The sequence below is a fragment of the Vibrio sp. 10N.286.52.F8 genome (assembly GCF_041468745.1).
In the GTDB taxonomy this organism is placed as follows: domain Bacteria; phylum Pseudomonadota; class Gammaproteobacteria; order Enterobacterales; family Vibrionaceae; genus Vibrio; species Vibrio crassostreae_C.
Map to the genome: position 1 here is coordinate 1 of NZ_JBFRJF010000051.1, position 12,782 is coordinate 12,782.

Annotated in this window: 8 protein-coding genes; 5 read left to right on the forward strand and 3 right to left on the reverse strand. The window is 44.2% G+C overall.

The features are described 5' to 3' along the window. The first annotated feature begins 285 nt into the window (after positions 1 to 285). Together AB4133_RS21010 and AB4133_RS21015 are read left to right on the forward strand one after the other, a co-directional pair. Positions 286 to 1,683, forward strand: a complete 1,398-nt coding sequence (locus tag AB4133_RS21010) for an FUSC family protein (RefSeq protein ID WP_017060532.1) — start codon at positions 286 to 288, stop codon at positions 1,681 to 1,683. A gap of 46 nt (positions 1,684 to 1,729) precedes the next feature. Next, positions 1,730 to 2,263 (forward strand): isochorismatase family cysteine hydrolase, encoded by a 534-nt coding sequence (locus AB4133_RS21015; RefSeq protein ID WP_240698162.1) that lies wholly within the window; start codon positions 1,730 to 1,732, stop codon positions 2,261 to 2,263. Positions 2,264 to 2,388: 125 nt separating this feature from the next. On the opposite strand, the gene gltX is transcribed toward AB4133_RS21015, so the two are convergent. Continuing rightward, positions 2,389 to 3,816 (reverse strand): glutamate--tRNA ligase, encoded by a 1,428-nt coding sequence (gene gltX / locus AB4133_RS21020; protein WP_017064147.1) that lies wholly within the window; start codon positions 3,814 to 3,816, stop codon positions 2,389 to 2,391. A gap of 300 nt (positions 3,817 to 4,116) precedes the next feature. Between gltX and AB4133_RS21025 the strand changes: the two genes are divergently transcribed. Both AB4133_RS21025 and AB4133_RS21030 read left to right on the forward strand, forming a co-directional pair. Continuing rightward, positions 4,117 to 6,921: a copper-translocating P-type ATPase gene (locus tag AB4133_RS21025; RefSeq protein WP_372155726.1), complete on the forward strand. Its 2,805-nt coding sequence runs from the start codon at positions 4,117 to 4,119 to the stop codon at positions 6,919 to 6,921. Further along, positions 6,911 to 7,351, forward strand: coding sequence for a DUF411 domain-containing protein (locus tag AB4133_RS21030; RefSeq protein ID WP_017060536.1), 441 nt, complete (start codon positions 6,911 to 6,913; stop codon positions 7,349 to 7,351). Before AB4133_RS21025 ends, AB4133_RS21030 begins: the two co-directional genes overlap by 11 nt. A 262-nt stretch (positions 7,352 to 7,613) precedes the next feature. On the opposite strand, the gene AB4133_RS21035 is transcribed toward AB4133_RS21030, so the two are convergent. Together AB4133_RS21035 and AB4133_RS21040 are read right to left on the reverse strand one after the other, a co-directional pair. Beyond that, entirely contained in the window at positions 7,614 to 8,306 is a 693-nt protein-coding gene (locus tag AB4133_RS21035; RefSeq protein WP_017060537.1) for an oligogalacturonate-specific porin KdgM family protein, read from the reverse strand. 536 nt (positions 8,307 to 8,842) lie between these two features. After that, entirely contained in the window at positions 8,843 to 11,494 is a 2,652-nt protein-coding gene (locus tag AB4133_RS21040; protein ID WP_017071188.1) for a beta-N-acetylhexosaminidase, read from the reverse strand. A 404-nt stretch (positions 11,495 to 11,898) separates the two neighbouring features. On the opposite strand from AB4133_RS21040, the gene AB4133_RS21045 reads away from it, so the two are divergent. Then, positions 11,899 to 12,777, forward strand: a complete 879-nt coding sequence (locus AB4133_RS21045; RefSeq protein ID WP_029235194.1) for a TraB/GumN family protein — start codon at positions 11,899 to 11,901, stop codon at positions 12,775 to 12,777. Positions 12,778 to 12,782: the final 5 nt, after the last annotated feature.

Sequence of the window (12,782 nt, forward strand, 5' to 3'; positions counted from 1 at the left end):
CGGAAAGCCGCGATGAACCTAAAATAATCGGAACAACTAGCCAGCTTAGAAGAACGATAAACCTGATGTTCTATCGCTATTAACTATTAGAAGATCTATCGATCATTATCAGCATCGAACAATATCGTATAAGTAGAGTGACTGATCGCCCCCCTTCCCCTGAATGTTAAACGATGCAATAGAGTTGCTATATTTGATGGATCAAGGCCTTCAAACTAGAGTTTAGGCTGACCAAAAGATCAGGCAATATCCTCGTATTCGATCCCTCTGCCGCTAAACCCCACTATGCTACTCATTATAAAGTCACTGAGCACTCCAGCCAAGAATGCCATAAAGGTTGCCCTAGCATTTTGTTTAGCTATCTACCTTGCGTTGTATTTTAACCTTGAGAAGCCTTACTGGGCGGCTATCGTGGTCAATATATTGGCCATCACTGATACTATTACTGCTGGCAAGAAAAAAGGCATTCTCAGATTGTTGGGGACGCTTTGTGGCGCGTTTGTCGGGCTTTGGTTAATCGCTGTTTTTGGGCAAGATCGATATTATTTTTTAGCAAACATCGCACTGTTACTCGCAATTTGTATATACATGGGTTCCGATCCGGTCATCGGCTATGCTTACATTACGGCATTTATTGTCTGCATCCTGCTGGCGATATCTGGCAGCTTTGATGGTGTAGCTACATTTAATATTGCGGTACTAAGGCTGCAAGAAACCCTGCTTGGCTTCGTGGTCTATACGACCATCTATAGCGTGGTTTGGCCTGAGGATGATGACACACGCTTTAACAACGAAGTCAGTGTTGTTTTAGAGGCGATGTCTCCCCTCATTCATTCACTCGCTTACAATGACTCAGCGCAGCGTTTCCAGTTACACACGAGCTGCGAGTTAAATATTGAAAGCCCGACCTTCAAAGCGCTGAACGATCTGATGCGCCTGCCCGATTTGCATGGCCGTATGCCTGCCAGAAAGCAGTGGAAGCATCAACAGCAAACTCAAGCAATCTGGGTTGCCAAACAGTTACTGCAAAACGCCCATGATCAAGGGGTTGATCACAATGATTTTTCGATACTTAACCAGGCTATGGCTTTTATTGAAGCATCATCGGTTAATGTCGATTACAAGCCCCCTTTTCCAGAGACAGTCAAACAATTCTACCAGGGTAACTTTAAGAAAAAGCGCTTATTTGCCCGATTACTTGACAACAGCCAGCAACGATTAAGCAATACGTTAGTCGGCACAATGAGCTTCATCTCAGCAATTCTAGTCTGGATATATCTACCAATATCATCGGGAAGTCTGTTCATCATTAACAGTGCCATTTGCGCCTTGATATTAAGCAACATGCCTAGGCAAATGATAAAGCACTGGACCATTGGCTACTTAGCCTTTGGGTCACTGTTCCTCATTCAGTATGTTCTGCTGTTACCTTCGATGACCGAAGTATGGCAATTAATGGCATTTTACTTTGTTAATGTCTTTACGGTGTATCGCCTGTTCGCTGGTAATCAGTGGATGGTCTATCGAGTTCTCGGGGGCAACCTATTAGTAATGATTACCATGAGCGCAACGCAACTTGTGCCTGTTTATGACGTCACTACCCCTTTGAACCTACTCATTTATATGATGGTTGCACTGGCTTTCATCCGCTTTTACACCCGCTTAATACACCGTAAAAGTTAACCACTATAACCTCACACAAAGACCACTAAGGCATAAAGTAATGAAAATGAGTAAATGCTCTGCGCTTGTCGTTATCGACCTGCAACAAGGTATCGTTGATCAATTACCGGAAACCGTGTCCCGACCGATCATAGAGAATAGCCTTGCTCTCTGCGATGCATTTGATGATGCTGATTTACCCGTAATTATTGTTAATGTAGCCGGTCGTCCACAAGGCCGAACGGAACTGCAAAATAAAGCGGCTCAGCCTGACGCATCAAAGATCGTATGGGGAGAGGTCATCGAAAGCCTGCGCCTAAACCCTAATTATCGCTATCTAACCAAATATTCCTGGGGTGCATTTACCAACACAGATTTGCAGAAGCAGCTTTGTGAGCAAGGTATTACGGATATTTATCTGACCGGGGTAGCAACAAGTATTGGGGTCGAATCAACGGCTAGACAAGCATTTGAACTGGGTTATAACGTGGTGATTGTCGAAGATGCGATTGCAGATATGAACCCGATGAACCACCAGCACAGCTGCCAAAATATATTCCCAAAACTCAGTGTTTTAGCAAAAGCTCAAGACTTGCTATAACTGTCTCGTCCTAAAATACGTTGACCGTATTTTCATTAAACAATAAAAAGCCGACAGCGAATTAAGCTGTCGGCTGATGATCGTTCTATTTCAAGTACATTCTATCTCAAACAAGAGAAATAGGATTAAGCGTTAGCTTCACGCTCAGCGATGAACTCAAGAGCCATCTTGATACGAGCGATTACGCGCTCTTTACCAACAAGCTCCATCACAGCATCAACAGAAGGAGACTGACCACCGCCTGTTACTGCTACACGAAGTGGCATACCGATTTTACCCATGCCGATCTCTAGCTCTTCACATACAGCTGCAATTACACCATCTTTGATGTTTGCAGTAGTGAAATCTTCAAGTGCTTCAACCTTAGCAAGAGCAAGCTCTAGTGGGCCTTTAGCAACACCACGTAGGTGCTTCTTCGCTGCACCAGCTTCAAACTCAGAGAAATCTTCGTAGAAGTAACGAGATTGCTCAGCAAGTTCGATAAGCGTGTTACAACGCTCGCCAACTAGCTTGATCACTTCAGTGATAGCTGGGCCATTTGTTGTATCGATCTTCTGTGCGTCTAGGTGCCATTGCAGGTATTTAGCAACGTACTCAGGCTCAGAAGTCTTGATGTAGTGGTTGTTCAACCAAAGTAGCTTATCAGTGTTGAATGCAGAAGCAGACTTGCTGATAGCCTTCAGGCTGAAGAATTCAATCATCTCTTCTTGAGAGAAGATCTCTTGGTCACCGTGAGACCAGCCTAAACGAACTAGGTAGTTGTTTAGTGCATTTGGTAGGTAACCTTCGTCGCGGTATTGCATTACAGAAACAGCACCGTGACGCTTAGAAAGTTTCGCACCGTCATCACCAAGAATCATTGCACAGTGAGCGAAAGTTGGAACTGGCGCGCCTAGTGCTTCATAGATGTTGATTTGACGAGGTGTGTTATTGATGTGGTCTTCACCACGAACAACGTGTGTAATACCCATATCCCAGTCATCCACTACAACTACGAAGTTGTATGTTGGTGCACCGTCTGTACGACGAATGATTAGGTCATCAAGTTGGCTGTTCGCGATTTCAATGCGACCACGGATTTGGTCATCAAATACTACGCTGCCTTCTTTAGGGTTGCGGAAACGGATAACGCACGCATCGCCTTCTTTTGCTGCTTCGTTTGCTGCAACAATTTTAGGGTGGTTAGCATCGTAGCGAGCCATTTCTTTGTTTTCTTCTTGCTCTGCACGAATTTCATCAAGCAGCTCTTTAGACGCGTAGCATTTGAATGCTTTGTCTTCAGCAAGTAGCTTATCAACCATTTCGTTGTAACGGTCAAAACGCTTAGATTGGTAGTAAGGACCTTCGTCCCATTCCATACCCATCCATTGCATGCCTTCTAGAATTGCATCAACCGCTTCTTGAGAGTTACGCTCAAGGTCTGTGTCTTCGATACGTAGAACGAATTCACCGCCTTGGTTTTTAGCGAATAGCCAAGAGTAAAGTGCAGTACGTGCACCACCAACGTGAAGATAGCCAGTTGGGCTAGGAGCAAAACGAGTTTTAACCGTCATTTAAATACCTTGATTATGTAGGTGATTCTTTTAGTGCTCGCCATTACAAGGCCTGCAATAGTCAAACATCACTAAATTTTGGGCGCTATTTTATCACCACCGCTTAAATCTACAATCAGTAGTGAATGATTAATGCGCTGTTGTTGTACGAAAGCCGTTATTGAAAGACCAATTACGCCCTTAAAGTCGTAAATAGATAGTCTTAGCAAGTAGATTATAGCCGCACATTCTTAATTTCCCTCTTCCATTCCAAACTGAAACCACCAGCTAGCACTCCACCAAGATCAAATTCTTGAATTTATGTTTGACCTTACCCTTACGGGAAGGTTTATGTTAGGCGTAGATGAGAATTGGAGTATCGATATGAACTACTACACAACGGCGCTCAACGGCCTAAATTGCATGGGTTGCGCGAAGAAAGTTCGCACACTGTTTAGCGATCTCGACAGCACGATGATTAATGACATATCGCCGACCTACATCGATATTTCGACTCCATTTAGTTACATTCAGCTCAACGAACAGTTAGCAACGCTTGGCTATTCTATGGGTAATCAGCTGCACCTTTCGCTATCCGGTCTGAGTTGCGGCAAGTGTGTGAGCAAACTGACTAAAGCGCTTGAACAAACTGAGCAAGCCTTAAACCTAGAAGTCAGCAAACAGGAATTATCACTGGTTACTCTGCTTTCTGAGTCTGAGGTGATTAAGCTGGTCGAAAGCCTGGGTTACCACGCAGCTCCCTACTCAGAAACGAATGACCTTTCATCGAGTTCAGATTTAGAAGACGAACAAGCAGATAAAAAGAGTGAAGATAAAACCGCAGCTAGCCAATATACCTATCACCTTGTTCTTGAGGGGATGACTTGTGCGAGTTGTGTCTCTTCGGTAGAGAAAGCACTGAAAAAGAATGAGTTTGTCGACCAAGCTCAGATCAACCTTGCCGAACAAACTGCCTTGGTTTTCACCTCCAAAACACGTGATCTCATTGAAAACAAGCTCATCGAATCAGTCAAAGCTGCGGGGTATGGCGCCGAGTTTGTTGATGATGCGGCAACACAACAACAAAAACAGCAAGAGCAACAACTTCGCACTCAACAGGCCTTCCTAAAAAATTCAGTGAGTGCGCTACTGCTTGGGGCACCGCTAATGGCATGGGGCGTGTTCGGTGGCAGCATGACCATTGCCACATTTAACGATCAACTGGCTTGGGGCTTGGTTGGTGTCGTTTGTTTGATACTGCTTGCTACCTCAGGTCGTAGCTTCTTCACGAATGCTTGGCAGTCTCTCATGTATAAGCGCGCGACCATGGATACCTTAGTCGCTCTAGGTACAGGCGCAGCATGGTTCTATTCAATGTTGGTTGTGCTGATTCCATCATGGTTTCCAGAACCATCTCGCCATGTCTACTTTGAAGCAAGCGCAATGATCGTTGGCTTAATTTCTTTGGGTCATTACATCGAAGCCAAAGCCAAAGCGCGTACCACAAAATCTTTACAGGCATTGATTAACTTACAGCCTCAAAAAGCGGTGGTTATTGTCGATGGCAAAGAACAAACCATCGCAGTAGAAGCGATTCAGGTAGGCATGCAGGTACGAGTAAAACCCGGAGAAAAAGTACCGGTTGATGGTGTCGTAGTCTCAGGTGAATCTTATATCGATGAGTCGATGCTGACCGGTGAACCACTGCCCAACGTCAAAACAATAAATGATGGCGTTTCTGCGGGCACTATTAATGGGGATGGTAGTTTAATTATTGAAGCGACTGGGATTGGATCAAGCACCATGCTGGCTCGGATCATTCAAATGGTTCGCCAAGCGCAAAGCAGTAAACCAGCAATCGCCAAGCTTGCCGATTCTATCTCAGCCGTTTTTGTTCCGGTTGTGGTCGCAATCGCAGTTGCTGCCGCCTTAGTTTGGTTTTTTGTTGGCCCACAACCAAGCGCCAGTTACATGTTAGTGGTATCAACCACAGTGCTGATCATCGCTTGTCCATGTGCCTTAGGCCTTGCGACACCACTTTCAATTACTGTCGGCGTTGGCAAAGCCGCTGAGTTTGGCGTTCTGATCAAAGATGCCGATGTGTTGCAATCTGCAAGCAAAATTGATGCTGTCGTGTTTGATAAAACAGGCACCCTAACCCAAGGTAAGCCAACCGTTCAGCAAGCCTTTTATGGCGATTTATCAGAACAAGAATTACTGGCTTGTGCTTATTCAGTAGAAGTAGGATCTGAGCACCCACTTGCCAAAGCCGTTTGCCAATATGCAGAGAGCTTGGAAGTTTCAGTACTCCCACACAGCGAATTTGAAAACCAACGAGGGCTTGGGGTTCAAGCAACAATTAACGGCAAGAAAGTGCAAGTTGGCTCGCTTAAGTACCTCACCCAATTAGGTATCAATACAGAGGTTGGCGCGGATTTCATCGAGCTTTGCCGCTCGCAAGCGTGGACACCTATTTTCATAGTGATTGACCAAAAACTGGAAGGCATATTGGGCATTTCAGACGCGTTAAAAATAGATAGCAAACAGGCGATAGCTCAACTAAAATCCGCCGGAATTCACACTGTGCTATTAACAGGCGACAACGACTCTGTGGCTCAAGCAATAGGTAAAAGCGTCGGTATCGACGAGGTTATCTCGGAAGTGCTTCCAGAGCAGAAAGCTCAACATATTGTTCAGCTTCAACAGCAATATAAGAGTGTTGCGATGGTCGGAGACGGTATTAACGATGCACCCGCTCTTGCTCAAGCAGATATAGGAATCGCAATGGGCAGTGGCAGTGATGTCGCGATTGAAAGTGCGCAAATGACGCTACTCAACTCATCGCCATTATCAGTAAGCAACGCGATCGAGCTATCTCAAGCGACTGTGAGAAACATGAAGCAAAACCTGTTTGGTGCCTTCATCTACAACTCGCTTGGTATTCCTATCGCGGCCGGTGTGCTTTACCCATTTTTTGGATTTCTGCTTAGTCCAGTAGTTGCAGGGGCAGCGATGGCGATGTCGTCAATTACGGTAGTAAGCAATGCCAACAGGCTGAGATTGTTCAAACCAACTCATTCTAATATTAATAAAAACCATATTCATGAGGTTAACCATGATTCGTAAAATTATGACTCTTACTGCACTCGCTGCAATCTCAGGACAAGCTTTAGCTACTGATGTTCTAAACCACAAATCTCCATACTGCGGCTGCTGCACAGAATGGACTGAACATATGCGAGATGCTGGGTTCGATGTTACTGAGAAGCTCCACGATGATATGAACCCAATCAAACAGAAGCTTGGGGTTACACAAGAGCTAGCCTCTTGCCACACTGCAGAGATCGACGGTTACGTATTTGAAGGACACATTCCAGCAGATGACATTAAAGCCTTTCTAGAAAACCCGCCACGTAATGCGATTGGTTTAGCGGTTCCGGGCATGCCAATGGGTTCTCCAGGCATGGAGTATGGCGATAAGAAAGACGAGTATTCTGTGTATGCGTTTAATGAAAAAGGTCAGGTGTTTGAATACCGTCACTACAACGGAAAATAGAACCTAAACAGACCAACACACAGCAATAAAAAGAAGTCATAAAAATAGAGCCTAGCATTCAGTAAACCCAAGACTGTGGTTTACTTGCTAGGCTCTTTGCTTTTGGACAGTAAAGCAAAACTTGTCGCGGCACCAACCGGGCTGTTAGTACCGCTATGTTCCTCTCGCTAATTAGCTAAGAAGTTATTCAACAACAAAGCTATTTAACAAAGAAGCTCACTCGGCCAATAATCTAATCGACTAAGCAGCCAAGTGAATCAGCTTAGAAGCCGTAAGAAGCACCGAATACGAAAGCGTTGTTTTGCTTAGAATCGCCGTTTGCGAAATCTACACCGTTAGCTTGGCTGCGGAACTCAAAGTAAGGTTGAACGCCTTGACGAGTCCATGTTGCACGTAACTCGTGGTCCATTGCTTCAGCTTCGATCATGTATACGTTGTTGTAGCTAAGCGCTAGGTCAGCATTCACTGTGTAAGCAATGCGGTTATCCATGCGGTAGTCAGTTTTATCATCGTTAGAAGTGTCGTCGATGTGTGCACGAGTACGGTTGCTAATAGAGATGCCGTTATCGAAGTTGTAACCGATCTTAACTAATGGACGGAACTGAATGCTTTCGCCTGCAGAGAATAGGTGTTGGTAACCCGCAGCAACCCATAGGTTGTCAGTGATGTTGAAAGCTTGCTCACCACCTACAGTGATGCCTGGAGTAGTATTACCTGCGCCGCCATTTTCAGATTCAAGTTTGCCCAGTTGGATACCATCAAACTCAGAATAAACCGTGAAACCGCCTAGAGAGTTGTCAAACGTGTGACCAGCTTCTAGCGTAGAAGTCATGTCAGAACCGTGGATACGGCCATCGTCATGAATTTGGATGTTACCCGTTACGTAAGAAGAACCAGCAAAAGCACTAGAAGCGAAAGCAAGAGAAAGAGCACTTAGAGCGATAATTTTTTTCATAGTAAACTGCCTTAGTTTAATTTTTTCAGCGGCACATCTTCGGTACATCATTCACCTTCACCGCTTGAGTAGTTGGTAGCCTCCCTGGCATGAAATCTATGTTGCTCGAATTAATTCGCGTTTAAAAATAAAAGACTGGGCAGAGTGATCTCTCTCACTGTCAAAAAAGAAAAAGTTATTTAATACTTTAAAATCAATCTCTTAAAAATATAAAAATTGATAAAAAACTCAAGACAAAAAAACACACAGATCCAGATCACATTATTTCACGTCGCGAAATTAGAATGAGTTAGTTCAATCACACTTGATTTAGAGTTTTTTATGGAGGACTTATTTTTTGAAGAGAATAATGAGAAGCGCGTCACTTTTGCGATGGAACTCACCTTATGTGCATTGTTGACGATATAAACAAAGAGTATTTCTATATGTTTCAGCTTAAGAGAAGTGCCTAACTTAGTTTGGACGAAAAAAAAGCTCCCACTTTTATCTAAATAAGACAATAGCTAGGGAGCTTTTCTATTAATGTTGCTTATCGATTATTTTACCGAAGTCACTCGACTTACTTTCTCGCCACTTTCAGAGATAGAGCGGATGTAAGTTTCGCCAGAAACCGATGGACGTTGTTGCTCATCATACGTTAGCCAGTTTTCACCATCAGCTGAGTATTGAAGCTCTACGCCTGGGAATTGAACGTTCATCGCTAGCTTACCGTCAACAACCTTCGCACCTGGAACTGGTAGTCGGTAATCAATACCCGCTTTTTCTAGCTTAGCTAGCTCACGTTGACCAAGAATATTCGCGAAGCGATTAAAGTCGCTGTTCAACGCTTGCTTATTCACTAAGTTAGTTTCTTGAGAGTATTCAACACCAACCTTGTAGTCGTTTTCCCAATCTGCTCGGTGCCATGCGCGCTCTGCTGCTGCCAATACGCGAGGGAACACCATGTATTCATATTGCTCGTCAGTACGTACTGTTTCTGACCAAAGTTGAGCTGACAGACCGTAGAAAGGTTTCGCTTCAACCTCACCTTTACCAGTAAAACCATTGCCATCACGGTCTAATGATGTTTCTGCGTTTTGTGGCATGTTTTCTGGTGCGAAGCCAAACATCTTACGAGTATCGGTTGCACGTGTTGCCCAGTAGTAACCACGCTCAGCTGCATCAACTTCGTATGGCATATCCATGTATACGTAGTCTGGGTTAGAGACAATCACGTCATACCCTTTTGCTGACCAATCGTATACTGATGAAGTTCCGCCCCAGTAAAGAACGTCCCAGAAGTTCACGCGTGTACTTTCGGTCGCAAATGCTTCCTCGCCTTCGCTGTATTTCAGACCATCTTGCCATGCTTGGAAGTGGGGAATACCCTTCTCAGCAACAATCTTAGAAACCTGTTCTGCGAAGTGGCTTGGTAGATGACCGAAATCGCTTACAGTACCATCAGCGATCAATGACTGACATTGTGGTGATTGTTGGAACGGCTTATCTTGCTTAGACAAATCGATGTTGCCTTTCCAAGCCACTTTATCTTCTGCATTAATATCTTGTAAGCCTGCGCCTAACTTGATGTTTTTCGCTTCATCGCCGCCGAAGTGCCAAGTCGTTAGCGGTACGCCCGCTTCTTGGTGCATTGCCGCCACTTCAGAGATTACTTTATCGACGAAGTGAGTTGATGACTCCATACATGGGTTAATGAAGCTTTGCTTATCGTAGAACTGAACCGTGGTTACATTCGATGTATCTTGCGGATCCATCAAGCGGTATTCGTTCGCTTCTGCTTCTTTGCCTTCCGCCATGAGACGAGTGTAACGCGCTTCCATTGATACCACAGCTGAACGAGCGTGCGCTGGCATATCAATTTCAGGGATAACTTCGATGCTGCGCGCTTTAGCGTAGCTTAGGATCTCGACGTAATCCGCTTTACTAAAGAAACCAGAGCCAAAGTTGTCTGTTGTTGGACCAGAACCTAGCTGAGGCAGTAAGCAGCTTTGTTCATCCAAATCAAAACAACGATTAGACCCTACATCCGTTAGCTCTGGTAAACCTGGAATTTCTAAACGCCAACCTTCATCATCCGTTAGGTGAAGGTGCAGTTTATTCATCTTGTATGCCGCCATTTGATCTAGCGTTGCTAGGATGGCATCTTTTGAGTGGAAGTTTCGAGCAACGTCCACCATCACACCACGATAATCAAAGCGCGGCGCATCTTTAATTGACAGTTGTGGTAATGATTCAGCGTTCTGACTATCTATTAGGCCAAAAATAGACTGAACTGCGTAGAAAGCACCCGTTTTATCAAACGCTTTAATTGCAATCCCCTCTTCCGAGATGCTTAGTTCATAAGCGCCAGATTTCGCTAAATCACCCGTAAACTGAGTAGGAACAACAGCGACACTCACAGGTAGGTCGCCACTCACATCTACGTTTACCACATCTGCACGTTCTTCAATTGCTGCGAATTGCTCAGCGTCGAATGCGTCTTTAGGTAGGGCAATACCACCAGCAATGCTAACTGAACCTTCACCGGCTTCTACCGACATTGGCGTTGGTAGTAAAGTAGTTGATACGTCTTGCGTTGCTAGATCAGCATTCTTTTCAAAACGCGTCACCGCTGTCGCCATTACGTTATTATCATCAGGCGTACGCTTAAGGTTATTACCCTCTAGACCAGTTACGAACGATGCAACATCTTCTGTATTCAATGATGCAATCATCTTAGGTTCTGCGTTTGGCGCCGTCACGAATGCACCTGGCATAAAGTCAGTTTCAAACAGTTGCCAGTATTCACTCGTTAACGGAAGAACCACTTCTTCACCAGCCGCAAAGCCGTCAAATTTTTCAGTAGGTTCTAGCTTGTGAAGGTCACCAGTAACGCGAGTGATCTTAAATTGCTCATTATCAACATCTAAAATAAGACGAATACTGTGGAAGTAGATGCTCCAATCTTTAGAGTCAATCGCTTCACCGTCATTGGTTAGCGTCATGTTCACTTTATTACATGACGCCCATTCAGCACCTAGGTCCTGACAAGCCAAGCCTTCATTCGCACCATGATTAGTTAGAATTTCGTACTGAACATCAAGATTATCAGCCAGTGCATTCACTACTTTTTGTTCTGGTGCTTGCGTTACTGCACAACCTGTTAGGCCAGCCAATACCGCTACAGATAGTAAGTTTCTCTTCAACATCGTATTCACCCATAAATTAAAAATTGAGTAAGAAGCAAAATGGAGCGCTTCGAAAGTTAGACAAACTATATGGGCTTATTTTTTACCGTGAATTAAATCGAGCTAATAAAGTGATCGGCTTCAAATCTCAAAAATATTGATAAATTTAATTTAAATAAAATCATCAAGTTACAAGCAACGGCACTTCCGTCATTTTAATTTTGACGTAAAATTTGAGAAATGAATCACAATCTTTTTTACCGATTTCATAAAATCGTGTCATTGGTAGTCAGAAAGGATTTAGAGTTTCAGCGTATTGTTATACTTTTCGTACAAACAACGTGACATTGTTCTCAAAAAAAACCGTAAAAAAACACCGTCAAAATCGATTTTAACGAGTTTAATACTTCCTTAAGGAGCTCCCTTTGCGTCCACTCTGGTACATGGTTTTATTCGTTCTCGCTTTTTCAGCTAGGCAAGCGGTCGCCGAGCCCCTTTATTGGCAAGCACAAAAGGATGATCTGACACTCACTATCTTAGGTTCAGTGCACGTTGGAGACGAGAGTATGTACCCCCTTCCTTCGGCGATCACCGACGCGCTAAAAAACAGTGATGGCTTAATTATCGAAACGGATATCAGAAAGTCTGATGGTGTTGTATATCCCCGCAACAAACTCACGACTGCCGATGTACTCAATACAGAACAGCTGCAATTATTAACCGACATATCAAAATCATTGGGCATGCCGACGCAACAACTGCTTCGCTCACCGCCTTGGGCAACTTCTCTCTCCATACAAATGCAGCAGTTAAAAAACCTTGGTTATGGCTCCGCCAGCGGCGTTGATGCGACGCTAGCGAACAAAGCGACTACCCAAGATGTTCCGGTTATCAGTTTGGAGCCTCTGCAATTCCAAATAGACCTGATGACAAAACAAAAGGACGACGGTAAAGAGTGGTTAGTCAGTAGCCTTGAAGAATTTGACCAAACTGATCGCGTGGTTCATTGCCTGATTGAAAGCTGGAAAGCGGGTGATTTAGCGAAGCTGGAAGCCTTCTCAGAACTGTCAGAGATGTCGCCTGAACTTGAGAAAGCATTCTTAACCGATCGCAACATAGACTGGGCAAACAAACTATCCTCCAATGATTGGAAGCTTAAGACTAAAGGGAACTACATGATAGTAGTTGGTACCTTGCACCTAATTGGAGAAGGTAACCTTATACAGTTATTAGAAAAGAAAGGCTTCAGTGTCATTCAGCAATCACAAAGCCAATCAGCCCAATGTCAATTTGAGACTAGCTAAAAAAG

Excerpts from the sequence above, each read along its gene's own strand:
- AB4133_RS21010 (WP_017060532.1), top strand. The coding sequence starts at position 286 with ATGCTACTCATTATAAAGTCACTGAGCACTCCAGCCAAGAATGCCATA.
- AB4133_RS21015 (WP_240698162.1), top strand. The coding sequence starts at position 1,730 with ATGAGTAAATGCTCTGCGCTTGTCGTTATCGACCTGCAACAAGGTATC.
- gltX (WP_017064147.1), bottom strand. The coding sequence starts at position 3,816 with ATGACGGTTAAAACTCGTTTTGCTCCTAGCCCAACTGGCTATCTTCAC.
- AB4133_RS21025 (WP_372155726.1), top strand. The coding sequence starts at position 4,117 with ATGTTTGACCTTACCCTTACGGGAAGGTTTATGTTAGGCGTAGATGAG.
- AB4133_RS21030 (WP_017060536.1), top strand. The coding sequence starts at position 6,911 with ATGATTCGTAAAATTATGACTCTTACTGCACTCGCTGCAATCTCAGGA.
- AB4133_RS21035 (WP_017060537.1), bottom strand. The coding sequence starts at position 8,306 with ATGAAAAAAATTATCGCTCTAAGTGCTCTTTCTCTTGCTTTCGCTTCT.
- AB4133_RS21040 (WP_017071188.1), bottom strand. The coding sequence starts at position 11,494 with ATGTTGAAGAGAAACTTACTATCTGTAGCGGTATTGGCTGGCCTAACA.